This is a genomic window from Bacteroides sp. A1C1 (assembly GCF_004328515.1).
Taxonomy (GTDB): Bacteria; Bacteroidota; Bacteroidia; order Bacteroidales; family Bacteroidaceae; genus Bacteroides; species Bacteroides uniformis.
In genome coordinates, this window is sequence record NZ_CP036491.1 from 1352259 (window position 1) to 1377711 (window position 25453).

Annotated in this window: 22 protein-coding genes, 1 tRNA gene and 2 pseudogenes; 16 read left to right on the forward strand and 9 right to left on the reverse strand. The window is 41.5% G+C overall.

Going from position 1 to position 25453, the window contains the following annotated elements; all coding sequences use genetic code 11:
• Window positions 1-74: 74 nt before the first annotated feature.
• The 4 genes from EYA81_RS05750 (at window position 75) to EYA81_RS05765 (ending at window position 6268) form a co-directional block, all read left to right on the forward strand.
• Entirely contained in the window at window positions 75-1889 is a 1815-nt protein-coding gene (locus EYA81_RS05750; RefSeq protein WP_119962290.1) for a DNA polymerase III subunit gamma/tau, read from the forward strand.
• Window positions 1890-2031: 142 nt separating this feature from the next.
• Window positions 2032-3903, forward strand: a complete 1872-nt coding sequence (locus EYA81_RS05755; protein ID WP_119962289.1) for a sensor histidine kinase — start codon at window positions 2032-2034, stop codon at window positions 3901-3903.
• Entirely contained in the window at window positions 3900-5861 is a 1962-nt protein-coding gene (locus EYA81_RS05760; protein WP_119962288.1) for a HAMP domain-containing sensor histidine kinase, read from the forward strand. The genes EYA81_RS05755 and EYA81_RS05760 overlap by 4 nt, the downstream gene beginning before the upstream one ends.
• 236 nt (window positions 5862-6097) lie before the next feature.
• Window positions 6098-6268 (forward strand): DUF362 domain-containing protein, encoded by a 171-nt coding sequence (locus EYA81_RS05765; protein ID WP_005834872.1) that lies wholly within the window; start codon window positions 6098-6100, stop codon window positions 6266-6268.
• A 383-nt stretch (window positions 6269-6651) separates the two neighbouring features.
• Here the strand turns inward: EYA81_RS05765 and EYA81_RS05770 are convergent, their stop codons facing one another.
• The 4 genes from EYA81_RS05770 to EYA81_RS05785 all read right to left on the reverse strand — a co-directional run bounded on the left by EYA81_RS05770 (window position 6652) and on the right by EYA81_RS05785 (window position 11521).
• Complete coding sequence (locus EYA81_RS05770; RefSeq protein ID WP_005834870.1) at window positions 6652-7845, reverse strand: pyridoxal phosphate-dependent aminotransferase; 1194 nt, start codon at window positions 7843-7845, stop codon at window positions 6652-6654.
• 81 nt (window positions 7846-7926) lie between these two features.
• Entirely contained in the window at window positions 7927-9141 is a 1215-nt protein-coding gene (locus tag EYA81_RS05775; RefSeq protein WP_005824728.1) for a bifunctional 3,4-dihydroxy-2-butanone-4-phosphate synthase/GTP cyclohydrolase II, read from the reverse strand.
• 14 nt (window positions 9142-9155) lie between these two features.
• On the reverse strand, window positions 9156-11057 hold the full coding sequence (locus EYA81_RS05780) for an LptF/LptG family permease (RefSeq protein WP_005824727.1): 1902 nt from the start codon (window positions 11055-11057) through the stop codon (window positions 9156-9158).
• Window positions 11058-11134: 77 nt separating this feature from the next.
• Window positions 11135-11521: an START-like domain-containing protein gene (locus EYA81_RS05785; protein WP_005824726.1), complete on the reverse strand. Its 387-nt coding sequence runs from the start codon at window positions 11519-11521 to the stop codon at window positions 11135-11137.
• A gap of 256 nt (window positions 11522-11777) precedes the next feature.
• Here EYA81_RS05785 and EYA81_RS05790 point away from each other — a divergent pair.
• Window positions 11778-11851 (forward strand) — tRNA-Met (locus EYA81_RS05790).
• A 388-nt stretch (window positions 11852-12239) separates the two neighbouring features.
• Here EYA81_RS05790 and EYA81_RS05795 read toward each other — a convergent pair.
• Window positions 12240-13118 carry an Rpn family recombination-promoting nuclease/putative transposase gene (locus tag EYA81_RS05795; protein WP_131225467.1) on the reverse strand — a complete coding sequence of 293 codons (879 nt, stop codon included), beginning with the start codon at window positions 13116-13118 and terminating at the stop codon, window positions 12240-12242.
• 230 nt (window positions 13119-13348) lie between these two features.
• On the opposite strand from EYA81_RS05795, the gene EYA81_RS05800 reads away from it, so the two are divergent.
• From EYA81_RS05800 to EYA81_RS05835, 9 genes are all read left to right on the forward strand, one after another.
• On the forward strand, window positions 13349-14032 hold the full coding sequence (locus EYA81_RS05800) for an FRG domain-containing protein (RefSeq protein WP_131225468.1): 684 nt from the start codon (window positions 13349-13351) through the stop codon (window positions 14030-14032).
• A 551-nt stretch (window positions 14033-14583) separates the two neighbouring features.
• Complete coding sequence (locus EYA81_RS19165) at window positions 14584-14748, forward strand: hypothetical protein (RefSeq protein WP_005824152.1); 165 nt, start codon at window positions 14584-14586, stop codon at window positions 14746-14748.
• A gap of 186 nt (window positions 14749-14934) precedes the next feature.
• A complete protein-coding gene (locus tag EYA81_RS05805) occupies window positions 14935-15972 on the forward strand; it encodes a DUF3871 family protein (RefSeq protein ID WP_131225469.1) in 1038 nt (345 codons plus the stop codon).
• 278 nt (window positions 15973-16250) lie between these two features.
• The gene (locus tag EYA81_RS05810; RefSeq protein ID WP_025074902.1) at window positions 16251-16532 is read left to right on the forward strand and encodes a hypothetical protein; all 282 of its coding nucleotides are present in this window, start codon (window positions 16251-16253) and stop codon (window positions 16530-16532) included.
• A 105-nt stretch (window positions 16533-16637) separates the two neighbouring features.
• The gene (locus tag EYA81_RS05815; protein WP_131225470.1) at window positions 16638-18245 is read left to right on the forward strand and encodes a hypothetical protein; all 1608 of its coding nucleotides are present in this window, start codon (window positions 16638-16640) and stop codon (window positions 18243-18245) included.
• A complete protein-coding gene (locus EYA81_RS05820; protein ID WP_131225471.1) occupies window positions 18214-19206 on the forward strand; it encodes a hypothetical protein in 993 nt (330 codons plus the stop codon). The genes EYA81_RS05815 and EYA81_RS05820 overlap by 32 nt, the downstream gene beginning before the upstream one ends.
• Entirely contained in the window at window positions 19191-19544 is a 354-nt protein-coding gene (locus EYA81_RS05825) for a hypothetical protein (RefSeq protein WP_131225472.1), read from the forward strand. Before EYA81_RS05820 ends, EYA81_RS05825 begins: the two co-directional genes overlap by 16 nt.
• 173 nt (window positions 19545-19717) lie before the next feature.
• Window positions 19718-20404 (forward strand): recombinase family protein, encoded by a 687-nt coding sequence (locus EYA81_RS05830; RefSeq protein WP_131225473.1) that lies wholly within the window; start codon window positions 19718-19720, stop codon window positions 20402-20404.
• A gap of 4 nt (window positions 20405-20408) precedes the next feature.
• Window positions 20409-20642 carry a hypothetical protein gene (locus EYA81_RS05835; protein ID WP_131225474.1) on the forward strand — a complete coding sequence of 78 codons (234 nt, stop codon included), beginning with the start codon at window positions 20409-20411 and terminating at the stop codon, window positions 20640-20642.
• Between the two features lie 200 nt (window positions 20643-20842).
• Here EYA81_RS05835 and EYA81_RS05840 read toward each other — a convergent pair whose 3' ends face one another.
• The 3 genes and pseudogenes from EYA81_RS05840 to EYA81_RS05850 form a co-directional block, all read right to left on the reverse strand.
• On the reverse strand, window positions 20843-21211 hold the full coding sequence (locus EYA81_RS05840) for a hypothetical protein (protein ID WP_131225475.1): 369 nt from the start codon (window positions 21209-21211) through the stop codon (window positions 20843-20845).
• Between the two features lie 155 nt (window positions 21212-21366).
• On the reverse strand, window positions 21367-21762 hold the full coding sequence (locus tag EYA81_RS19170) for a hypothetical protein (protein WP_165491342.1): 396 nt from the start codon (window positions 21760-21762) through the stop codon (window positions 21367-21369).
• Window positions 21759-21995: pseudogene (locus EYA81_RS05850) on the reverse strand (hypothetical protein); the annotation flags it as partial. The pseudogene EYA81_RS05850 and the gene EYA81_RS19170, both read right to left, overlap by 4 nt.
• Between EYA81_RS05850 and EYA81_RS05855 the strand changes: the two are divergent.
• Together EYA81_RS05855 and EYA81_RS05860 are read left to right on the forward strand one after the other, a co-directional pair.
• Window positions 21946-22269, forward strand: coding sequence for a hypothetical protein (locus EYA81_RS05855; protein WP_165491343.1), 324 nt, complete (start codon window positions 21946-21948; stop codon window positions 22267-22269). The pseudogene EYA81_RS05850 and the gene EYA81_RS05855 overlap by 50 nt on opposite strands.
• A gap of 453 nt (window positions 22270-22722) precedes the next feature.
• The gene (locus tag EYA81_RS05860) at window positions 22723-24288 is read left to right on the forward strand and encodes an IS66 family transposase (RefSeq protein ID WP_131225477.1); all 1566 of its coding nucleotides are present in this window, start codon (window positions 22723-22725) and stop codon (window positions 24286-24288) included.
• 273 nt (window positions 24289-24561) lie between these two features.
• On the opposite strand, the pseudogene EYA81_RS05865 reads toward EYA81_RS05860, so the two are convergent.
• Window positions 24562-25448 (reverse strand): annotated as a pseudogene (locus EYA81_RS05865) (urea transporter).
• Window positions 25449-25453 lie beyond the last annotated feature (5 nt).

The following is a 25453-nucleotide window of genomic DNA, read 5'->3' on the forward strand; positions in this document are numbered from 1 at the left end:
AAAGATAAGAGGAATAACCGAAAGATTTCTTTTTTTTGTGTACATTTGCACAAAAAGCAAAGAATATCCCGAATATGGAAAACTATATCGTATCTGCACGGAAATATCGTCCCTCGACCTTTGAGTCTGTGGTAGGCCAACGTGCACTGACCACTACCTTGAAGAATGCCATTGCCACCGGAAAATTGGCGCATGCCTATCTTTTTTGCGGTCCGAGAGGCGTGGGAAAAACGACCTGTGCCCGTATCTTTGCTAAAACAATCAACTGCATGAGTCCCACAGCAGACGGTGAAGCATGCAACCAGTGTGAATCCTGCACTGCCTTCAATGAGCAACGCTCCTACAATATCCATGAACTGGATGCCGCCTCAAACAACTCTGTAGATGACATCCGCCAATTGGTGGAGCAGGTACGCATACCACCTCAGATAGGTAAATACAAAGTATATATCATTGACGAGGTACATATGCTGTCCGCCTCGGCTTTCAATGCTTTCCTGAAAACACTGGAAGAGCCTCCACGCCATGCCATATTCATCCTTGCCACTACCGAGAAGCACAAGATACTGCCCACCATCCTTTCACGCTGCCAAATATATGATTTCAGCCGGATTGGTGTGGAAGATACCGTAGCACACCTCGCATATGTCGCCTCCAAAGAAGGTATCACTGCTGAACCGGAAGCGTTGAATGTCATTGCCCTCAAAGCAGACGGCGGTATGCGCGACGCACTATCCATCTTCGACCAGGTGGTAAGCTTCACCGGAGGACACATCACCTATAAGAGCGTGATTGAAAACCTCAATGTGCTGGACTATGAATACTACTTCAAACTAACCGGATTCTTTCTTGAGAACAAAATCAGTGACGCGTTGCTATTACTGAATGATGTGCTCAACAAAGGCTTCGACGGCAGCCACTTCATCACCGGACTTTCATCCCACCTGCGCGACTTGCTTGTCAGCAAAGACCCGGCGACACTGCCGTTGCTTGAAGTGGGCGCAAGCATCCGCGAACGTTACCAAGCACAAGCACAGCAATGCCCCCTCCCTTTTCTTTACCGTGCCATGAAGCTCTGCAACGATTGTGACCTGAACTACCGTGCCAGTAAAAACAAACGGCTACTGGTAGAGCTTACTCTGATACAAGTGGCACAACTGACCGCCGAGGAGGACGACGGTACCAATGGGCGCAGCCCTAAACAAGCTATAAAACCCATATTCACGCAGCCTGCCGCCGTTCAGCAGCCACAAGCCACTGCTGCCATGCCCCAACAAACTGTACAGCCGGCAGTACAACCAAACAGAACTCCTCAACCTGCTGCTACGCAGCATGGCAATACTACAACTCCACATGCTACACCTGCTGCCGTATTAATGGCGCAAGGGAGAGAAGAGAAAAAAATTCCGGTCATGAAAATGTCCGGATTAGGGGTCTCCATCAAACGCCCCCATATAGAAGAGGAACAAAGAAACCCTTCATCTAACCCTACTGCCGCCCACCAAGCAGCACAACCGGAAGAAGACTACATCTTCAATGAAAGGGATTTGAACTATTACTGGCAGGAGTATGCCGGACGTATGCCCAAGGAGCAAGTAGCCATAGCCAAGCGTATGCAGAACATGCGCATCACTTTAATAAATGACACAACTTTTGAGGCTGTGGTAGATAATGAAATCGTTGCCAAGGAATTTACCGGCATGATACCCACTCTGCAAAATTACCTACGTACCCGGCTAAAGAACCGCAAAGTCACCATGACTGTCCGGATTAGTGCTCCTACCGAAAAGGTACGTGCCTATGGACGCGTTGAAAAATTCCAGATGATGGCACAAAAGAACAGTGCACTGTTACAACTAAAAGAAGAGTTTGGTTTGGAACTGTATTAATTCCTTCCAATCGACTGCATAAAGTTGCTAACAAATTGAGTATAAAGGAGAAAAAAGCATCTATTTAATTTTTTATTTACTCATTTATATTTATTTTTGCCAATAATAAACAAAAGAGGCAAACAAACATTTGAGAACAAAAATGATTATATGGATGCTATTGGGGCAGCTATTGTATACTTCTGTCTTATCAGCACATACAATAGCCAATCAAGAAAAGCAGAGTATTCTGCAATCATTGGTCAAAAGACAAGTTCTCTATGATGACTCCATATCCATAGACAGCGTCATTACGTGGAGTGAGCAACTTCTTTCCACCCTACAATCAAATGAAGATAGAACGACGTATTTTCTATTACAACTTCAATTGGCCAATGCCTACACATTGCGCGGCGATATCAGCTTAGCAACGAACCGGGCACAACTTATGTACGAAGAAGCCAAAGCTACAGACTACCAATTTGGTATGGTAGTGGCCAACCAGGCCATTGGAGACGCCTATAATACAATAGCCAACATGGGGGATAAAGCCTTGGAATCATACCAAGATGCTTTGACTGAACTATCCAACATTTCAGGCCAGCATCCATATAGGGCACAGCTTCTTTTAAAAATGTCCAACGTTCTGCAACGGAAAGGACGTCTGGAAGAAGCGGAAAAAATCCTGGAAGAACTGGAGAAAATATTATATCAGGAGCCTGACTACCCGACAGACTTCTTTTTCTGCATCGAAAAGACGAATTTTGCCATTTCCCATGGACACCTCTCACAAGACTATCTTAATGAAGCAAACATCTGGCTCCACAAAATGGATTCCATCTACCAACTGCACCCAGAGAAGTTCTACCGGTTTCACTTGGATTACACCACTGCCGCCTACTATAGAGCCATGGGAAATTGGGACAAACAATACTGGAAACAAGCTCTGGACATCTACTCCAAATTGCAAGCAGAATACTCCGGTAATAAACGCTCCACTTATTACCGCTGGACTTCGCTGGAAAAAATCTATCTCTGCAAAATACAAGGCATGGCCATGGAAGCCTGCCGAATCTACCAGGAATTGTATCCTCCTATAGATACACTCGCTTCACAAAACTATATCCGGCAAATCAATACGATAAAGGCAAAATACCAGGTAGATAAGATAGAGACGGCCAGCAATAACGAATACAATAAAATCATAACCAGCATATTGGTAGGAACGATGGCATTAGTAACGTTATTTGTTCTACTTGCCATCCTACTCAAAAGGCAGCGGGAAAAGGTGAAGCTCTCCACCCAAAAACTGGCAACATCACGGATAAATGCCGAAAATGCCATGCGTGCAAAAAGCGTGTTCCTCTCGAACATGAGCCACGAAATCCGTACCCCGCTCAATGCATTATCGGGCTTTTCATCCCTATTGACGGAAGAGGGACTGGACGATGAGACACGCCGTCAGTGCAATGAAGTTATCCAACAGAACTCAGAACTATTGCTGAAGCTTATTAACGACGTGATAGATCTATCGAGTCTTGAATTCGGCAAACTGCAATTCTGTATTGCACAACATGATGCCGTAAGCATTTGCAAAAACGTGATAGATACCGTGAATAAAGTGAAACAGACACAAGCTGAACTTACATTCACCACCGAGCTGGAAGAAATGCCCATCGAGACTGACGACTCACGCCTACAGCAAGTCCTGATTAACCTACTGATAAATGCTACCAAATTTACCCCACAAGGCAGCATTGTCCTAAAGCTGGAAAAAGAAACGAACGACACCGTACTATTCACCGTAACAGATACCGGTTGCGGCATTCCCAAAGATAGGCAAACCAACATTTTCCAACGTTTTGAAAAGCTGAATGAAAATGTTCAAGGCAGTGGGTTGGGGCTCTCCATATGCCAACTTATCATAGAACATATCGGAGGACAAATATGGATTGATTCAGAGTATGCCGAAGGCTCACGCTTCTGTTTCACCCACCCCATAAGCCAGACAGCCAGAAAGGAGAACAGAAAATGAAACAGATATTTACATTGCTCATTGCCTTATGCTGGCTGTTGCCGTCCACACACGCAGATGTGCGACGGGCAGAAGTCAAGGATAGCCTGCTACGTATATATCTAGCCTCCCCAGCCGATACCACCAGATTGGAAACCCTATATCAGATAGCACTGCTTGACCAACTGTCACCGACATTCATCTATTACGAGAACAAATTACTGGAAGAGGCCATCGCCCAGAAAAATATACTTTACCAGAGTGCGGCCATATATGCGCACATTATTTATTACTACAACCTACTGGACCAAAAACGTGCAGAACAATGGCTGAGGAGGCTCGAACAGTTGTCTGAAGAGCACAACTACTACCGCCATTACTTCAGAGGCAAAAAGATGATGATAGAATGCTATATCATCAGCCAGAAGATTGAATTAGCCCTCAAACAAGCACAAGACATGTACGACAAAGCTCAAAGTCTCGGCAACCATGACGGTATGCGCGAAGCATGCCTATGCCTGATGACCGGATATTTCAATACCTTACGTTACAAAGAAGGAATCACCTACCTGAACAAGGCTTTTGAACTGACAAATCCGGACTCCTCCCTTGCCACTCAGATTGATTTATTGACAAAAGCGGTACTGGCTTACTCATATCTGCATGACAATGGCAACATGTTCCGGTATCTGGAGGAACTCAACAATGCCAAAAATAGATTGCAGGAAGAAGGCACCACCGTACTGACAAACGGCTATACCAATTTGTATCTGCTCATAGATTTACAATACGCCCTTTACTATACCCGCCTTCAACGGCCTGCGGAAGCATGGGAATATTTGCAGCAATCAGAACGGCATCTCAGTACATCTTCATTTCTTCCTTATCGGTTGATACGTTTGGCAGCATATGCCGAATATTACCAACTGACAAAAGAATACGACAAAGCGTTGGCTTATTTAGAAGACGCCATTGAACTTGTAACCCCTATTTCACTGGATGATGCCATGATTTATGGACTTCAGAAAGCGGATATACTAGTAAAGATGGGGTTTCCGGACGACGCACTTCCTATCTATAAACAAATAACCAAGGCAAGAGATTCGTTATATACAGTATTCTCCACCTCACAGATAGAACAGATACAAAGCCTATATAATATGGACCAACTGCTTCTCCAAAAAGAACAGCGGCAAGCCAGTTTTCACCGTATCTGTCTGGTCACCTCCATTATCATCATTATAGCCTTGTTACTTTTCAACCTACATATGTATAGAAGCAGGAAGCGGCTGCAACAAGATGAGAAGGAAATGCGTAAATTGGCAATTATTGCCGAAGAAGCCAACGAAGTAAAAAGCCGTTTCCTTGCCAATATGAGTTATAATATCCGTATTCCACTGAACAATGTAGTCGGTTTCTCCCAACTGCTTTCCACCGACAACGAGCTGGATGAAGAAGAGCGAAAAGAGTATTCCGGTATTATCCAGGCCAATTCGGGTGAGCTTATCCAACTGGTAAACGACGTATTGGACCTCTCACGCCTGGAAGCGAATATGATGAAATTTCAATTGCAGGATTGTTATGTAAAAGAATGGTGCAACGAACTAGGTTTTCTAATACAAATGCGCAGTGAAGGCCATATCCTCCTGAAACTACAAGTGGAGGTAGGAGATGCGCGTATCCATACCGACGTCAACCGCCTTACACAAATAGTGACAAGTATGCTGCTTTATCCGAACGACTGTAAAGAAACGCGCAAAGTCAGCATGTTCTTGGTCAACCATCCGGACAAACACATCATAGCATGCCGGATAGAGAACAGCCCGATAGCCGATCCCAGGTTTGCCTCTCAAAAAGTATCAGTGCAACAGAAAATCAACCAGTTGTTCTTTGAACATTTCAAAGGTACCTATCAAACCGAGAATGTCGAAGAAGGAGAAATCGCAGTGATTACTTTTACCTATCCGACTCTTTCTTAAAAGTTGAAAATCGGCTTAAGCTCCAGCTAAAGCCAATAGTATCAGAGCAATTCGTTTACGAAATTCAAAAACGAACATTTTTCAGTCTCTGCGGTATGCTGTGTCGCTTTCTCGACTCCTTATTTAGACGACATACAAATTATACGTTTTTAATCAAGATTGATAGCAAGTAATAAAGAAAACCACTATTTTTGCCAAACGAATTAGTACTAATAATAATTTAAATCTAAAAGAAAATGGCTTACGTAATTAGTGACGATTGTATTGCTTGCGGAACTTGTATCGACGAGTGTCCGGTTGGCGCTATCTCTGAAGGTGATATCTATCATATCGACCCTGAGACTTGCACAGAGTGTGGTACTTGTGCAGATGTTTGTCCTTCTGAAGCAATTCATCCGGGAGAATAATACAATCCCAGTATCAAAAACAAAAGCGTGGGTAGATAAACTGCCTGCGCTTTTTTATATCCCCCACGTGAGATTCAGTACCTTCACCCCCCTCATTGTTATTTTCTATATACGGATAATACGTTAGTTCACAGACATGAACACTTTGTTCCATAAGTATAAAACAAAGTGTTCATATAGTAGAAAACAAAATGTTCGTATAATATAAAACAAAGTGTTTATACTGTATAGAACAGAGTGTTCGCTATAATGAAACAAAGTGTTCGTCATAACAAAACAAAGTGTTCGTCATAACAAAACGAACAGTCCGCTTTGATGAAACGAACTGTTCGTGACAGCATGACAGATGTCTTGCTAAAATAAGTTTGTAGAAGAAGTTAGAATCACTTCAGATTAGCCAGTGCTTCTTTTATACGACGGATAGCTTCAACTATATTTTCATCGCTGGTTGCATAACTCATACGAATGCATTCGGGAGCTCCGAAAGAAGCACCACCTACGCAAGCCACATGAGCCACTTCCAACAGATACATGGCCAAATCATCTGAATCATTGATTTTACGTTCTCCGGCAGATTTACCGAAGAATGAATCGCATTTAGGGAACAGATAGAAAGCACCTTCCGGTACATTCACCTCGAAACCCGGAACTTCCTTGGCCAACTTTACAATCAAATCACGACGACGCTCGAAAGCCTTGCGCATTTCCTCCACCGGAACTTGTGTACCCGTATAAGCAGCCTCAGCAGCCTTCTGAGATACAGAACAAGGACCGGAAGTATACTGTCCCTGCAATTTATTGCAAGCCTTCACAAGCCATTCCGGACCTGCAATGAAACCGATACGCCAACCAGTCATTGCATATGCTTTGGAAACACCATTCACAATGACCGTACGCTCTTTCATTTCGGGGAATTGTGCTATGCTCTGATGCTTGCCGATATAGTTGATATGTTCGTAAATCTCATCGGCAATCACAACAACCTGCGGATACTTTGCCAATACTGCGGCCAGGCCTGCCAACTCCTCCTTGCTGTACACCGAACCCGTAGGGTTAGAGGGAGAGCAAAGAATCAGCGCCTTTGTCTTCGGGGTGATGGCAGCCTCCAGCTGTGCAGGTGTTATCTTAAAGTCCTGGTCGATACCGGCAGGTACGATAACCGGCGTACCCTCAGCCAACTTTACCATTTCCGGATAACTGACCCAATAGGGAGCAGGTACAATTACTTCGTCACCCGGATTTACCAATACCAGGATTGCATTGCAAACCGACTGCTTGGCACCATTGGCGCAAGAAATTTGTGCGGCGGTATATTCCAGACCGTTTTCCTTCTTCAACTTCTCTACAATTGCATTACGTAAGGCAGGATAACCCGGCACTGGAGAATAGCGAGAAAAGTTATCGTCTATCGCCTTTTTCGCAGCCTCTTTAATGTGGTCGGGAGTATTGAAGTCCGGTTCTCCCACACTCAGGTTAATTACGTCTACGCCTTGAGCCTTCAGCTCTGCGCTCTTTTGAGACATAGCCAGTGTCGCAGAAGGCGACAAACTGTTTAAACGATCTGATAATTGGTTCATTTTGTTACTATTTAATGATTGTTACGCAAATCCGGTTGCAAAATAAGCGATTTTCTTTGATATAAGAAAACAAAAAGACAGTTACTTATTGAAATGAAGTGTATGTCCCATACGTTCTTTCTTGGTACGGAGATAACGCTCGTTGTATGGATTCGGAGTAGTCTCAATAGCTACGTTCTCCGTTATTTCCAAACCGTAAGCCTCCAAGCCCACACGTTTCACGGGATTATTGGTCATCAGCCGCATTTTGTGCACTCCTATCTCACGAAGAATCTGGGCACCCACACCATAATCACGCTCGTCTGCCAGATGTCCCAGGCAAATATTAGCATCCACAGTATCCATGCCTTCTTCCTGCAATTTATATGCTTTCATTTTTTCCATCAGGCCAATGCCGCGACCTTCCTGATTCAGATATACAACTACCCCCTTACCGGCTTTCTCTATCATCTCCATTGCCTTATGCAGCTGCTCGCCACAATCACAGCGTTTGGAATTGAATATATCACCAGTGGCACAAGAAGAATGTACACGCACCAGAATCGGTTCATCCAATTCCCAAGTACCCTTGAACAAAGCTACATGTTCCAAACCGTTCGACTTCTGGCGGAAAGGAATCAAACGGAAATGACCGTGGTCTGTAGGCATATCCACTTCCACTCCTTTTTCTACAATAGACTCCTGCTTCAAACGGTAGGCAATCAAGTCACGGATAGAAATCAATTTCAAGCCAAATTCATCTGCCATTCTGCGCAATTCGGGCAAACGGGCCATTGTACCATCCTCATTCATTATTTCCATAAGGGCTCCCGCCGGATAAAGTCCAGCCAAACGTGCCATATCAATAGTAGCCTCCGTATGTCCGGCACGGCGCAACACACCTTTCTCCTGGGCATACAATGGATTAATGTGGCCAGGACGCCCGAAAGTGGCCGGAGTAGAAGCCGGATCGGCCAACGCCTGGATAGTAGCAGCGCGGTCTGCCGCAGAAACCCCGGTACTGCAACCTTCCAACTTGTCAATAGTCACCGTAAAGGGAGTACCCAATACAGAAGTATTATCCGATACCTGATGCGGCAAATCCAGTTCCTTGCAACGCGAAACTGTAATTGGAGCACAAAGTACACCACGGGCATGCTTCAACATAAAGTTTACTTTCTCCGGTGTAATCTTTTCAGCTGCAATTATCAAATCACCCTCATTCTCACGGTCCTCATCATCCACAACAATCACAAAGTTACCGGCTTTGAAGTCTTCAATGGCCTCTTCTATCGTATTCAACTTTACATTTTCCATAATCTATTTTGTTTTTATTTATTCTGATCTCTTTCTATGATTCCAATCACATCTTCATTTGTCTTGATAATCCGCTCCATATCCTTATTCAGACGGATACGGAATGCCCAGATACGGAAATAAAAGAACAAGCCTATCGGGAAAACAATACCGCAGAGCAAGTTTAACCAATAATTGCGGAACGGACGGACATGCGCATGGATGGGGATGACCGGATAGGTGTTCAGCGCTGTCAACAAAGTAACGGATCTTGTATTCGACATCTCATCTATCAGACTCTCCAAACGTTCGTTAATATCTTCCACTGCCTCATCCTGGCTATCAGTCATCCACAATTTAAAGTAATTGGGAGCACGTTTCAACCCCTTTCTATCAGCATATTCACGACAGTCTACGGACAAAGCCTTCAGCTCTTCCGGAATACGTGTATAATCAGGATCATGGATGATTACTTCCTTACGGAACAGATGGCGTACACTGCGAATACCCACAACCTTCTTGAACCAATTTATATAAGCATCAGCATTCAATACCACTGAATCATTGTTGGATTTATATGTCAAGAACGCACCCAATGGAGCCAAGACAGCAGTACTGGTCCACATACCCATCCAGACAACCCACTGTCCGTCACGGGCCATCTTATACCCCGTATTGTTGATGATGTAATAGATAATAAAAATCAATACAGAAACCACCACCGGCATTCCCAAGCCTCCTTTACGGATAATTCCTCCGAGTGGCGCACCAATAAAGAAGAAGATGAGACATGCCAGAGAAAGAGTCAGTTTCTCATGCCAGGAAGTCATGTGCCGTCGAAGGCTGCTTTCAGTCTGCGATATATTAAAGCTCTTAAAACTCCAGTCACTCCCCGCACTCTCTGCACGGCTGACGGCCGTGGATATAACCTTCTGTTTCTGCATCAGTGTAGCCACATTGTAGAGGCTGTCTACATTGTACTCACCTAAATAGGCCTTTTCAATCTTCAATGTATCCTCTTTAGACAAGCTGGCTGTCACCTTATAAGTTCCTGCCATAGCTTCTTTATAATAACCACGTCCCACACTGTCATTCTGCAATTTCATGGAATCAATATCCGCCTGCAGCATTCTCATATCCTTACTGTTGGACTGATTACTCATGATACCTGCATCCACCATATTAAAATCCGAATTGAACTCAATGATTGCATGCTTTTCGCGGAATGTCTCACGCCGGTAAGGCACATTCCTTTGGTTCATGTTCTGCGATTTCAAATTCTCAAACTGCTCACCACTGTATAAATGCAAATATAAATGCTGTTTGTCAGCCGTCATCTCCAGACGTCCCGAATCAGACTTGATAATTTGAGCATTCTCAAAACCTTTCTCAAAATTATATATCAGTACGTCATACAGCATACCAGTTTTGCGGTTCTTATGCTTCACATACAGATTATAACCATCTATTTCATCGTAGAACACACCTTCAGGAATATCCACTTCGGGAGATTTCTGCTTCATGGAAATAAGCAAAGTCCATAATTTTGTTTGGGCTTTTGGTCCTATGACATTTTGGAAATAGAAAGAGACACAACAGATGAAACAAATAAAGATAATCAGGGGCCGCATGATTTTCAATAAAGAAATACCGGCTGCCTTCATGGCAAGTAATTCAAAACGTTCTCCGAAATTTCCAAAGGTGATAAGGGCAGCCAGCAGAATAGCCAGCGGCAACGACGCAGGTACCAACGAAAGCGCAGAATAAAAGAAAAACTGTGCAAGGACAGTCATCTCCAATCCTTTTCCTACCATTTCGTCCACATACCTCCATAAAAACTGCATCATAAAGATGAAGAGGCAGATGAAGAAAGTACCCATAAAGAGCATGCAAAAGCTCTTCAAAACAAATATATCTAACTTTTTTATGCGCAGCATTTTACTCGTTTCATGCAATGAGAGCACAAAAGTAGTACAAAAAAAGGGAGTACGGGAAATTTTTAATCTAAAGTTAACTAAAAACCACAAGTTCTTCGCAAAGTATCCACTTGCGATTCCCATAATTCACGCGAATCACCCACCTCGTCTATATCGGCAAAGTCTGTTATCTCCAATACGAAATCATTGGTCAACTCATTGTTTGTCATCTTCAGTTCAAAGTATTCTCGCTCGTTCTCATCGTCCAGCCAGCGGAAGCGGATGAATGAATACGCCCGCACGGCAATAATCTCGGCATCACGTTTTTCTGTTTTTCCCCAAAAAAAGGTTACTGTTTTATCGTCTGACTGAACCCTATCAGCAAACCAGCCCTCCAAACCAGTAGGGGTACTTATCGCTGCCCAAAGAATACTTTTAGAAGTCGCATTCAAGAGATATTCCAAATGTATTTTCTTTCTTTCCATAGTCTATTCTGCTTTTTATTGCGCCAGCCAAGATAAATACTTTTTTCTAATTACAGAAAATAAATCATCAAATTTATTTATACCTCCCTTTCCATACACCCCTAATTCATTGATAATGTTATACAAAGACTTTTAATAAAAAGTACTGCAAACCACTTCAGCACCCTATCAGCAAAAGAAAAAGCAGAAAATATCCATAAAAGTTTTGGCAATTTAAATAAAAGCTATATCTTTGCACCCGCAATCGAGAAATGATGGCGGGATAGCTCAGCTGGTTAGAGCGCATGATTCATAATCATGAGGTCCCCGGTTCAATCCCGGGTCCCGCTACAAAATAAATCATTGAAATTGAGACTGTTGAGAGGCTTCCACTCTTGGCGGTCTTTTTTATTTCGAATTCATGGGAACACGGCGGGAACACAAAAAAATCACCTTTAAGCCCCATTTTATTTGCTGATAATCACAATCCATCTTGTTTCAATTTAGTAATACTAATAAAAAAGTATGTATATATAGCCACTATACAATTATCATTCTTAGATAAAAACTAGAGAATATATAAAATTTTAAGGCAGGGAACACAAACGGGAACACAAGTCTAATAACCTAAAGCAAAAATACTAAAACATGAACACTAAAAAAATCACTAATACATCGAAAAAGGGCAATGCATTTAATACCATGACATTGCCCCTTCAATAGATAAATATAGCAAATACTACAAACACTCAATTTCATCTTGAGACAATCCAGTAGCTTTTGAGATAATATCAATAGCAACTCCTAACTTCTTTAAATTACGAGCACTTTCTCTTTTTTCTTCTTCACGACCTTTAAGTAATCCTTCTGCCCTTCCTTCTTCACGTTCAGTATTGATATTATCACGAAGGATTACAATATTATCCAGATGACGATAATAGGCAGCAAGCTCATCCTTAGTCATGCTATCCAGTTTCAACCTTTCACGGGCCTCCTCAAGACCGGGAGCTGTAGCACTGGAAGGTATCTCTCCGGTATTCAGGTAGTAGATCCATTCTTCCAGGGGACTTTTGGCTACCTGATTGAAACCGTTTACTTTCAGGATATAATATTCAGGATATAGCTGACTTACCGTATCCACCTTGAATGTCTGCTTCTGGAATGGAGTGAGTTCAAGAAGATCGTTGGTGTGGATGCCTCTGAACTCCGTCTTTCCATGATACACATAGTCCGTACCATGTCCCAGAGAGAAATAGACGATATTAACGCTATATACCTTACGAACCTTGTCATAGCTTTCTCCCCTATTGATATATTCAGTCACCAGCTTCGAAGTGCCGAACAACATACGCTGGAAGTAGGCGTATTCATTATTGTTCTGCACCTCTATCAGCACCAGTTCACCCTTGGAGTTCTCGGCAAGCATATCGACACGGTTATACTTGTCATACTCATCCTCCTGATTGCTTTCACTTTCCAGGAGTCGCTGAATAATGATTTTCTCACCCAATAAAGTAGTGAGCAGACCTTCAAGGACACTGAAATTGGCCTTGTTTCTGAGCAGGCGTTTCATAGCCCAGTCAAAACGGATTATCTGATTCTTATTGTTGCTATTCATAATTGTCTAATATATTGGTTACTACAAAGGTAAACAAAAAGATTCAGAGTACCAAATTGCATAAGGGGAGAGCCTCATATAAATCTTTGAACTTTCATTTCCAATTACTTTAAATAGCAGGAAGTATTTTATAGCGTTTTGAAGTATCCTTATGTGTCACTTCTTACAAAATGAGTATATTTGCAGTGAATATAAGCTATCTTATAACTAAATACATAATAATACCATTGATGAAAAAATTAATTATACAAACTTTGGAAGATTTTATGTCTGTTCAATATGGAGTCCCTGAAATAGATTTCTTCAGAGGACAGTCATCTTCTGAATATAAATTAATTCCCTCAATAGGTCGAAGGTTTAATGAAGGGCAAGAGGATGTACTGAAACAATATGAGAGGAAGATATTTGTAGATTTTAAAAGAAAATATTCAATGTTTACAGATACGCGTCCGAAGAATGATAAAGAATTTTTGTTTCTTGCACAGCACTATGGACTTCCAACGAGACTTCTTGATTGGACTTATAATCCCTTGATTGCATTATATTTTGCATGTTGTTCAAATTTTGATAAAGATGGAGTTGTTTATCATAGTTATCCATTCTCAATGAGGGTTTTCAATGAAGATAAAGATGACATACTTTCATTTCCCGCAATAACTTTATTAGTTCCTAATATGACAGATGTTAGATATAAAAATCAAAACGGTTTATTTGTACTTTATCCAGAACCATGGAAAGAAGATTTCGGATACATTTTTGCCAAATATATAATCCGCGCACATAATAAGAGAGAGATATTGCGCAAACTTAAAAAAATAGGAATCACAAGGTCATTTATAATGCCTTCTTTGGATAGTTTGTGTAAAGATATTGTTGATATCTATAATTTAAGATATTCATATGCTATAAAATAGAGCTATTTTGCTAATACAAGCCTATTACTCTCTTGAAATAGTTTTAACTAAAGTTCACCCCCAAGCATCTTTTTGCTAAAAGTTATTTTATATAATATATTCTCAATATTCACATGAAGACAAAGCTGTATTTTTTATAATCTTCCCTCTCCAATCCCTTCAAATCCTTATATATGAGAAAATGGCTTGGAGTATAATTCAGCACCATTAAGATAAGGTGCGTCAGCTTCAAGCATTAATGATAAAAACAATTACCGGGTCACTCTTATTTTCAGACGATGGATAAGATGGAGATTCGATGATGCGTAGCAATTCCAGTATGTGGACAAGACATAAAGTTCCCCACGAAAGAATGTATGCCGCATGATAGGCCAAGTAAATGCGAGGAGCTATTTACAACGGTTCAACTATCACAACCAGTCGAAAGATTGGTCTATTTTTTTCTTCTTCCCTTCCTTGATTTCCCTTCAAAGCCTTATATATGAGAAAAGTATATAAGAGAAATAGAGAATAGAAACATAATAACTAACAATTTAAAACAACTAAGAGACATGGGAAATTTAATTAAAGGATTGAAGGTCGCAGCTTATGTGGCCGAGATTATCGTGGCAGGTTCCGTAGTAATCGAGCTTGCAGAAAAGTATTGTGGCAAATTCGGAAAAAAGAAGATTGCCACGGGTGAAGTCAAGGCCGTTGATGCTGCGACTGAAAACTGATAGAACGTCTGATGAATGGATTATGACAAGAAAGCGGACGTGATAATAACGGTATTGGAGGTAGCAACTTCAATACTCAAAGGGATAAAGAAGCTAAGAGGAATATTTATAAAAGCAAAGAAATAACACCTCTTGGCTTTTTGTTTTTCACCGCATTTTATTAACCGACTAAAAAATAACAAGAGTATGGAAACAATGACTAATGAACTTACTATCATTCCAAGAACAATCGGAATGGTAACAAGAATGATGGATGCAATTGGTGTCGAAGATGCTATAATCGTATCTGAAGAAGAACAGAAAGAGCATCCTAATTTTATTGAGAGCAACACTTCGGGAATAACACTTGAAGAACTTGAAAGGAACTGTATTGTACCCAGCTTCGGAGACAACCAGCTAACAATCAGCCACCAGAAATTTATCCACCAGGTAGAAGATGCTGCAAGAATGTATTTTACCGGAGAGAACTTTGGAAACACGGAAATCAGAGTTTCACATAAGATTTTAGGCAGGGTTCCGGGAGCATTGACAAAAAGGAAAGAAGAGCTTAGACCGGAGGACGAGACCATCTATTATCAACGTATGGCTTTCTGTTTTCATATCCGTTCCATGAGCAGAATGATGAACGGCGAGGAAGTACATTTATGTATCGGAGGTGTAAGAAGCCTGAACGAGGAAAACTTATACGCCCGAAAATCACCCGAGAAATTCAAGATCTTTATCGGGTGGAGGGTTCGTGTGTGCTCAAATCTGATGCTGACCAACGATGGCTTGACCGGACGACTGGAAGTAATGAGTGATGCAGATATTTATAGTTCAGCACTCAGACTATTTCAAGATTTCAAACCGGAGCAAAATTTGAGACTTCTTGAAAACCTGGGAAGAACCAAGATTTCACAAGAACAGTTCTGTCAGATAATAGGCAGGCTCAGATTGTATCAAGCCTTGCCTGCTTCACAACTCAGAGAACTGCCGAAGGTAATCCTGGGTGATTCCAATGTAAACGCAGCTACGAAAGGCTATATAGAGAACCCTAATTTCGGGTTACGTGGCAGAGAGAATATTACTTGTTGGGATTTGATGCAGCTACTCAATGATGCCGCCAAACAATCCTACATAGACAAGTTCCTGGAGCGCAATCAGAACTGTACTGATTTTTCTGTAGGTATCCAGAGAGCTTTAAACGGTGAAGATACTGAGAATTACGGATGGTTTTTGAGTTAGACCTGAAAATAAATTAACTCACAAGGGAGAAAGAACTAAAATATGGCAAACCGGTTCTTTCTCCCTTTTTTGTTGAACCCTTTGACAGATATATGATATGGAAGTGAATGATATTATGACATACATAGACAGATTGCTGCAAGGCTGTTCTGATAAAAGATGTGCCGAGATTCTAAAGGAAGTAACGGAGGAATGTCAGTCACGTATAGATGAATGTAGGAAAGGTGCTTATTCTAAATCATTGCAATAGGAATAATATATAAACAATAATGAATATTATGGAAAGATACGAATTGGAAAACAGCAGGGAGTTCAAGGCTGCAAAAGAACTTGAACATGCCCTGAACGACTATGGGTGGAATGAGAAAAGGTTCGCTATTGCAGTTACCACATTCCACAGGACCCTGCAACAGACCTTATTCAGAAGTATGGTTGAAGTGATTAAGATTATGGGAAGTGAAGATTACGGATATGACCTGAGAAACAAGGCTTCGCATGAGATTTGTAAGAAGATAGTGGAATCGGGAGTTCTGGAGGACGAGACGATACCATTCATCTGAAACGGTTGAGAGATACCAAGACTAATATTCCGGGGAGGGATATTTCCGATAAAAAGGAAGTATCCCTCCTTTTTTATTTACCGACAATTTAAAATTCAGAAGATTATGTTATACTATAATTTTTATGGTTATGAAGAATTCAAGGCCCGTTTCGGACTTGAAAAGAGAGAAAATGGTGTGGCGGTAAGAAAGAACAGGATATTGCTGGCCCACCTGAAAAATCCTGTACTACTGAAGTATTGCAGGGAACATGACGACTATGCCCTGCTACATATATATGATATGGCTGCCCTGCAGAAAAGAGTGGTTGAAGCCGTTATCGGGTCGGGCAAGAATGATGAAGAATTACCGTATGAGGTGGAACTGATAGGCAAGACATACCATTCCGCCAAATATAGGACTGACGAAGCCAAAGGCCTGTGTGAGGATCTGGATAAAAGTTCGGTCCGCTATGTCAACATTGAACGTAACCGGGTTTTCAAGATGAGAGCCGGAAAGTTCATGAGGGAGCTTATACTTGAAACAGGGATAGGGAAACTACTCTCGCCTTGTGTCGTAAACTGGATTGCAGGGGATGTTTTCACCCAGCAATGGTGTACTTATACTCATGGGAAATCACCTGATATGGAACTTCATGTCAACAATGATTTTGGGAGAATCTATGATAGTAACTATTGTAAAGGGAGTTTCGGTTCATGCATGGTGGATGAGAACAGGACTTCGTTCTATCATGATGCGGTGAAGGCAAAGGCGGCTTACATAACTGATAAAACAGGTCTGATTGTAGCGAGAGCCATTCTTTTTACCGATGTTACGGATCAGGACGGCAAGAAATGGAGGCTGCTTGAAAGGCAGTATTCCTCGGAAGGTGATGATGTATTGAAACGCCTGCTTGTGGATAAACTTATTCAGGAAGATTATATTGACGGCTACAAGGTGATCGGTGCTTCCTGTCATGAGGCGAACGCATTTGTGGATGTTTGTGGCAACTCGTTGTCTGACAGAAAATTTGAAATAGATTGTGAACTGGAACTGGAAGACACGCTTTCCTATCAGGATTCTTTCAAATGGTATAGTTATAATCAGAACAAAGCCTATAACTACGAAAACTCCGGGACCTCATACAACCTTGATACAACAGACCTTAATCTTTACGGGGATGATGATGAAGATGATGGGGAATGGGATGCTTACCACCAATACTATTGTTCAGCAACAATTTGTTGCTATCGGAACGGAAGGGAGATCTGGGTGGATTCAGAGAACCTGGATGATTTTGTATGGATTGAATCAAAGAATGAATATCACCATGAGAACGATTGTGTATGCTGTGACAATTGTGGAGAGAACCTGCTGAAAGATAATGCGGAATACTCCGAGGTGACAGAAGAGCATTATTGCTGCAAGGAATGTATGGAGAAAGCGGAAAATGAGTTCAAGCGGAAGAACTGGTATTATTCCGAGTATGATGAAGCATGGTATGAGAACCTTGATGATATAACCCGGATCAATATCTGGAATGACTCGGAAGGAGTATATGAAGAGAAATCCATTGGTATAGACACTTTGGATGGATTGATTGAGAATGAAGATGTATGGGAGTTCGGTGAGGATGTATTTGATACAGTAAATCCGAGTACCAATCTCCCGTATGGTTATAAACTTAAAAAAGAAATAAATCATGAATATACAATTATTGAAGAAGCTGTATAGTATCTACAGCCCCAGCGGAAAGGAACAGAAGATGGTGAAGTTCCTCTGTTCCTATATAAAACAACTCCCCGGACACATATCAATATCAAAGGATAAATTCGGGAACCTGTATGTAGTCAAGGGTAAAGCTGAAACTTATCCCTGCCTGGTGAGCCATATCGACCAGGTTTCACACTGCAAGCATTCAAAGGATTTCAAGGCGGTGGAGACCAGGGAAATCATATTCGGTTATTCGCCCAAGAACAGGAGATTTGAGAATCTGGGAGCCGATGACAAGAACGGAGTGTTCATCTGCCTTGAATGCCTGAAGAAGTATGATTCTATTAAAGTAATGTTTTTCAGAGAGGAGGAGACCGGATGCAGGGGAAGTTCTGAAGCGGCGATGTCCCTCTTCGATGACGTGAGGTTCGTTATCCAGCCTGACAGAAAGGGTAATTCGGATCTGATTACAAGTATCGGATATTCTGACTTGTGTTCCGAAAAGTTTATAGAAGCCCTTGAACCTGAAAAATGGGGTTACAGGGAGGAGAACGGCTTGATGACCGATGTTCTGGCATTGAAAGAAAACGGACTTGGGGTCTCCTGCATCAATGTCTCATGCGGTTACTACAATGCCCATTCTGACGAGGAGATAACAATAAAGAAAGACCTGCTGAAATGCCTGCTGTTTGTAGAGCATATCATAGAGGATTGTACTGATGTATATCCTCATGTACTGACTGATTCATATTTCAGCCCCTATGAATTTGAGGATGAGGTTTACGATATGCTGAACCATGACCCGACTTTAACCCCTGAAGACCTTCATGACATGTATTCCACCAATTTTCCTCATTTCGGGCTGGAGGATTATCGAAGGATATGTGAGGATTACCGGATGTTCTGGTGTGATGATGAAGAAGATATATATGAAGAAAAAAGTACGGACCTAAAAACTTTGGAAGTATGGAAAGAGACATGAATTACGATTTGGAACTGGCCAGGTATATCTGGTCAATCCTGAAATCCGATCTCCCCGTCCTTATGTCCTGGGGAGTTGAGATTGAGACAGTGAAAGTGATAAAGTGTGGTATTGAATTCAAGGTCAACGGATTCAAGCACACCGGAAAAGTTCAGATAGTCTTGAATGAAGGTGCGGACCTGTTTGAAGTCTGTCTGATTGGTGAGGATGGAGAAATCAGGGATAAGAGGGAAGACATCTACTTTGACATGCTTGTTTCCGAGGTGGATGAACTTGTAGAGAAAACCGATGATTATGAAAAGAGGATTGCTGAAACATATAATATTATAAGGTATTAGCAGTTCCCTGAAAAATCGGGAAATGTGACAACGGGCTTTCTGTGAGGGAGTAGATTTTATTGGAACTCGAAATCTCATGGAAAGCCTTTTTTATGAACCAACGTGAATGGTTCCATAGATTAGACGAACATCCAGCCTGTGGAACCACTGTTAAAACTATTAAAAAAAAGACGATGAAGAATGAAAACCAATATGTGGCTTATCTTCGGGTGAGCACACAAAAACAAGGATACTCAGGACTGGGACTTGACGCACAGAGGGAGATAATACAGAAATACCTCTGTGGAAAAACTCCGGTTGCTGAATATATCGAAATTGAATCGGGCCGGAAAAAGGACAGACCCAAACTTAAGGAAGCGTTGGCCCTATGTAGAAAAGATGGAGCAACGTTGATTGTAGCAAAACTGGATAGACTGGCAAGGTCGGTTTCATTTCTGTCCAACCTGTTAGAAAGTGATGTGGATATAGTATTCTGCGATTTCCCACAGGCAAACAAGATGATGCTGCATATCCTGTCCGCAATATCTCAATACGAAGCTGAATTGATAGCAGCCAGAACGAAAGCATCATTGCAGGCCAAGAAAGCAAGAGGATTCAGACTTGGCAATCCGGAACACTTGATGGATAAGCATAAGCAAGCTATCCGGAACAGTATCAAGACTTGTAAGCGGAAAGCGGACAATAACCCTAATAATACGAGAGCTGTCGCAATGCTCCGTACATTAATCAAGGAGAACCATACCCTGAAGGAGATAGCGGATATTCTGAACAGGGAGGGATTCGTTACTTCCCAGGGATGCAGCTTCTCCAAATCAACTGTATATAAACTGATTAAAAGGTATAACTTAAAAGAGGATTGAAATTATGGAACCTAAGTATGTATTGATTCTAGACTTTTTTGTCGGCTGTCTGAATATCATAAAGCTGACGGACGAAGAACTGAGAGAATCAGAGGAATATGAGGACTTTGAATCTTTCCTTTCAACCATCGAGGAGAGATACGGATTCAGACTTAACAGTTGCCAATGGATGGTTACAGAAAATCTGGACATCCATTGCTATCAGAACGGAGAAGAGACAGAACTCAATCTGTTATAGTCAAACCAAAAAGAGAAACTGAGGTAATACTTGGTTTCTTTTTTTCTTTCTTCGGGTTGGTCGGAGACAAGAGTGTGAAACGTAAGTGGAATGTATGACATAACTGGAAGACAAAAGTGTCATAGTCAAGTAAGTGAAATCGCTCCGCATTCTTATAGTCCCTACCGGTTTTCCATTCCGCTACGGGCTATATGTTATCATTACGACAATAGTTTGTCAATCATTGACTGTAACTGCGGCATATCACAATATTGATTGCTTCCACCGGTATAATCCTTTGCGTGCCGGGCAGTCCGTATCATGAACGAACCGAGTTCTATCCTTATCCCATCATCCATCCGCATATCTGCGGAATGATTCAGGTATACGAACTTACCGTTACGTTCAATGAAGCAACTTGTATAGTAATGCCCCTTATTCTCGGATACGACCACTGCACCCACGGCTTCTGCATATCTGGATATTTCACGCAACAATGCTGTTTGAAAATTGCTGTATTCATCTGAAACATAAGCTTCTGCGTCTGCAAGGACAGAAGATTGCCATTTGGTATAAAAAGTCTGTGCCATATTCCGTTGCTTCTAATTCTGTAAATATAATGTGAGTCGGTAATAAAGATTAAATTTATTCATTTGAAAATCAGCAATATAATAATAAAAGCAATATATTTGTAGTATTCAACTGACATTCTAAGCGATTATCATTATGTTTTCAGAGGTTAAAGTTACGAAGATTTATTGTATGGCGGTTGGTTTTTCCAAAGAATTTGCAAAAATTCAGGAAAAGACATATAACTAAAAGTAAGAATATTAAACACTATACACCACTCCTTGAATAATTTCATTGCCAACCCGCCCTCTGTCATAGCAGCGTACTTCTTCCAATCAAAACGGCCTGCGACTATATTGCAACAGAGTAATTTTAGAGCCACCATACCTTTCCAACTCTGAAAATCTTTCCTGTAACTTGTTCTTTTCATAATGAATATCAATTTAATGAGCCATGTTGTAGTAAATTTCGGGTTCGCTCGAGACGTTGTAAACCCCGTGCGGTGAAAGTTTTGGGAACGGCTTATCCCTGCCTTTTCGGCGTCTCGTGTGTAGAGGTTTTTCGTTTTCATTGCATGGTTGTTTTTAATGTCTCATAAAGTTTTTCTATCATGGCTTCTGCCTGCTCCATATCGTTCACGATGTCTTTGATTCGGTAAGGTGCGCCGTTCTTGCCAATCCATAGGCAGGCTTCATAGTCAAGGTCGAAGCCTTCGTAATATTCTTCGATTTCCTGTAATAAACTATCGGTGTCATTGCCTTTCATCTCAACCGAGAAACTGGAATCCTGTCCGTGGAGTGTGTATTATCGTGAAGAAGAACCCGGATGTGGCGTGTATCATACCAATGATGCAAGCGGCAAGTATTTTCCTGAGAGATATTACCTGGATTCTTACGATGATGATTCAGAGCATTTTACAACCATCGAAGAGGCGGCAGCGTATGTCTCTGGGATAATAGGGAAAGATGTAAAACCTGACAAGAATGCTGTCGGGGAGGCTTTGGATGAATATATGGAAGAACAGAACGATGAGGATGTCCGGTATTCTTTCCACGAGTTTACTGTAGTGGATGAATAAGATAAAAAGGAGAGCTGAGGTAATGCCAGGTTCTCTTTTTTTATTTCTTCTTTACCTGCCTCAAAGGGGAATGGAGGGAAAATGGGGGTGGAAAAGCCTATTTTTTATAACTTTTTCAATTTCATCCATTCAGAAATCGTAAGCGTCTCCATTTTGGTTTATTGTATATCGGTTTGTTACTTGCTAGTTTTGTACAATCACAATTTAAATGTAATAATGATGCTTACAGAAAATCAAATCTATCAACAATACTGGAATAATTATATCCAGCAGCTTCAAGATGATTTTTCTTTTTCTCTTACGGCCTCTCTTATAATGGAAGGTATATCACTTCATTCTGTCAGATTTCGCAAACGATTACAGTTATAATATATTATCTATTATTCAGCATTTTACGTCTAATTAATTGTAAAGCACTTTGCTTGTTTCTCATTTTTTTCGTATATTTATAGCATGAAAAAGGATGAGATAATAACTCTTTTAGCAGGACAGTTGGAAGTTGCCAATAAGCGTATAACGGAACTTCTGAACCGAATCAATGATTTGACCGCATGTGTCAGGTCATTGGAACAAGCCCTGCTGGATAAGGAGGAGTCTCTTGAAAAACAGAAAAATATCAATAGAGGTCTGACCCGGATCGCATCCAATACATCGGAAAAACAGCGACAGACTGTTCCGGTCTTATCCGGGGAGGAACGTTTGAAAAAGGAGGAGGAAAAGGCTGCCGCCAGAAAAGCACGTAAGAATAACGGGGCCCGACGTGAAACGCATCCGGAATTGGAGGTGGAGGAGCATGATGTCTATCCTGATGCCCCCGACTTCAACATCAGCCTTGCCACTGAAATCAAGAAATACCAACGCACATGTGTACGTTATGAATGTATACCGATGCGTTTCATCAAACATGTCTATACAATCCACTGCTATGCACAGGGTGACTGTATCTATAAAGGAAAGACACCTGAATCGGCTTTCCTGAATTCCAATTATGACGCCTCTTTCGTGGCGGGCCTGATGGAACTCCGCTATATGCAGGCCATGCCTGTGGAACGTATAATCAAGTACTTCCGGGATCATGGGTTTGAACTGAACAAACCGACTGCCCACAAACTAATAGAAAAGGCTTCCGGACTTATTGAAAATCTATATAAGGCTGTCCGTAAATGCGTTCTTGAGGACAGCTACATCGCTTCGGACGAGACCTATTACAGAATACTCGTTCCCATAAAGAACGAGAAAGGCAAAGGGGTGCGTAAAGGATACTTCTGGGTATTGGCAGGCATGAGAAAGAAGTTGATATATGTATTGTATGAGGACGGTTCACGCCGTGATGAGGTGATTCTGAAAGAACTGGGGAGGTATGCCGGATTGCTGCAAAGCGACGCTTACTCCGGATACAAAAAGCTTGAAGGGAAAGATTTCCCTGACATAATCAGAATAGCCTGTCTCCAGCATATAAAAAGAAAGTTCATCGACTGCGAGGGGGATCCTGATGCAGTACGGATGATATTTCTCATCAATCGGCTTTACATGAAAGAAAAGGAGCACAAAATAGGAGTTGACGGATGGACGGTTGAGGATAATTTTAGATACCGGCAGGAATATGCTCCTGAAATCCTTGCTGAAATAAAAGACTTTCTGACAGACATACTGGACAAACCGGATCTTCCTCCCAAGAGCAGACTGGCGACAGCCGCGAACTACATGCGGAATGAATGGGATGCGATGGTAAATATCTTTAATTATGGAGATACAAGTTTGGACAACAATCTCATAGAACGATACAACAGGTACTTCTCAATGTCACGACGAAGCTCACTCTTTTTCGGAAGCCATGCGGGAGCCGAACGGGCAGCCATGCTCTATACTTTAGCACTCTCATGTAAAATGAATGGCATCAATTTTTTTAAATATGCAGTGGATGTAATAAACCGGATGGGAAACTGGTCTGCGGATACTTTTCATGACAAATATAGGGACATGCTTCCTGACAAATGGATAATTGGGAAAAGCCTATAGAATAAGTAAAGAAGAAGGCTTATATTATTTTTATCTAGAAAGACAATAAACCAAAACGGAGACGCTTACATAATAATTCGGATAAGACATATCTTTTTAAGGTTAAGCAAAAACGGGACAATCTAAAATATTATGAGTTTGAAGATCTCAGATTTAGTGAAGAGGTGTATCGTCTCAAGCTACCTTTTTTCAGATTCAAATGAAAAGTTGGAAAAGGAACAATATATCGAATGTAAAATAAAGGAATTTCGTGGTAAAAAACCATACTTTATATTATTTGTGAATCTTTTCTATTTTGACACTCACCAATTTCTGTATTCCCATTATCATCCATACAGATACGACAAAAGGGGTGGTCAGAGTGGCAATCCCCAAGTTCATCCCTATAATCTGCAAGATAATGGACAGCAAGATGGAACATGAAGCCCATACAAGACCTTCCCAGCTTTTATCTCCTAAAGCTATGGCACACACAATACACCGTTATAACCCATCAAGCCCATATTCAACGTATCAGCGTCTATTCCTAGCAAGATAGCCAAAGGGATAGGAAGAAGTGTTCCAATTACAGTATAGAAAGCAGCAGTCCGTGAATTTACAAGAATACCGACAAGAAAGAACAGGCCAGTCCAGATATTCCCTTGAAACATTACCTGACCGATACTAAAACTGAGGGTCTGAAAGTAATTAATCCTTTGTGTAGTATCATTAACCGCATCAGAAACCAACAGAACATCAGGCATTATCCAGGCGCAAAATCCCAATAATCCCCATATAGAAAGGATAAAGGGTGCTGTAAATCCGGGAAGTGAGCGTTGCAGGTTGAAAAGTCGTGATATCCAGGTTGAAATACATGAAGCCACAGCCATCAATAATAAGGAACCTATCGACAGTTCCATGAAAACTCCGACTGCTATTCCCACCAATGTACCGTTAAAACCATACAGTCCGTCCTTTATATCATCACGTCCATAGCCGGAAAAATAAGCTGTCAATGTACTTATCATATTACCACTCAAAGCCAATATTCCCATTTCCCATGAATTCAAGAATATTCCAATCAGCATCAACAGACCGGAAAACGCATTATTCTGGAACATCACTTGCCCTATTCCACGACCCAAAACAAGCAATGAGTCATCCACCGAAACTATTTTCATAGATC

Bases quoted from the DNA above. Each gene is read 5' to 3' on its own strand.
- EYA81_RS05840 (WP_131225475.1), bottom strand. From the start codon at position 21,211: ATGGCACAGACTTTTTATACCAAATGGCAATCTTCTGTCCTTGCAGAC.
- EYA81_RS05825 (WP_131225472.1), top strand. From the start codon at position 19,191: ATGGAAAGAGACATGAATTACGATTTGGAACTGGCCAGGTATATCTGG.
- EYA81_RS05780 (WP_005824727.1), bottom strand. From the start codon at position 11,057: ATGCTGCGCATAAAAAAGTTAGATATATTTGTTTTGAAGAGCTTTTGC.
- EYA81_RS05820 (WP_131225471.1), top strand. From the start codon at position 18,214: ATGAATATACAATTATTGAAGAAGCTGTATAGTATCTACAGCCCCAGC.
- EYA81_RS05765 (WP_005834872.1), top strand. From the start codon at position 6,098: ATGGCTTACGTAATTAGTGACGATTGTATTGCTTGCGGAACTTGTATC.
- EYA81_RS05830 (WP_131225473.1), top strand. From the start codon at position 19,718: ATGAAGAATGAAAACCAATATGTGGCTTATCTTCGGGTGAGCACACAA.
- EYA81_RS05835 (WP_131225474.1), top strand. From the start codon at position 20,409: ATGGAACCTAAGTATGTATTGATTCTAGACTTTTTTGTCGGCTGTCTG.
- EYA81_RS05860 (WP_131225477.1), top strand. From the start codon at position 22,723: ATGAAAAAGGATGAGATAATAACTCTTTTAGCAGGACAGTTGGAAGTT.
- EYA81_RS05810 (WP_025074902.1), top strand. From the start codon at position 16,251: ATGGAAAGATACGAATTGGAAAACAGCAGGGAGTTCAAGGCTGCAAAA.
- EYA81_RS05775 (WP_005824728.1), bottom strand. From the start codon at position 9,141: ATGGAAAATGTAAAGTTGAATACGATAGAAGAGGCCATTGAAGACTTC.
- EYA81_RS05750 (WP_119962290.1), top strand. From the start codon at position 75: ATGGAAAACTATATCGTATCTGCACGGAAATATCGTCCCTCGACCTTT.
- EYA81_RS05795 (WP_131225467.1), bottom strand. From the start codon at position 13,118: ATGAATAGCAACAATAAGAATCAGATAATCCGTTTTGACTGGGCTATG.
- EYA81_RS05785 (WP_005824726.1), bottom strand. From the start codon at position 11,521: ATGGAAAGAAAGAAAATACATTTGGAATATCTCTTGAATGCGACTTCT.
- EYA81_RS05755 (WP_119962289.1), top strand. From the start codon at position 2,032: ATGATTATATGGATGCTATTGGGGCAGCTATTGTATACTTCTGTCTTA.
- EYA81_RS05800 (WP_131225468.1), top strand. From the start codon at position 13,349: ATGAAAAAATTAATTATACAAACTTTGGAAGATTTTATGTCTGTTCAA.
- EYA81_RS19165 (WP_005824152.1), top strand. From the start codon at position 14,584: ATGGGAAATTTAATTAAAGGATTGAAGGTCGCAGCTTATGTGGCCGAG.
- EYA81_RS19170 (WP_165491342.1), bottom strand. From the start codon at position 21,762: ATGAAAACGAAAAACCTCTACACACGAGACGCCGAAAAGGCAGGGATA.
- EYA81_RS05760 (WP_119962288.1), top strand. From the start codon at position 3,900: ATGAAACAGATATTTACATTGCTCATTGCCTTATGCTGGCTGTTGCCG.
- EYA81_RS05770 (WP_005834870.1), bottom strand. From the start codon at position 7,845: ATGAACCAATTATCAGATCGTTTAAACAGTTTGTCGCCTTCTGCGACA.
- EYA81_RS05815 (WP_131225470.1), top strand. From the start codon at position 16,638: ATGTTATACTATAATTTTTATGGTTATGAAGAATTCAAGGCCCGTTTC.
- EYA81_RS05805 (WP_131225469.1), top strand. From the start codon at position 14,935: ATGGAAACAATGACTAATGAACTTACTATCATTCCAAGAACAATCGGA.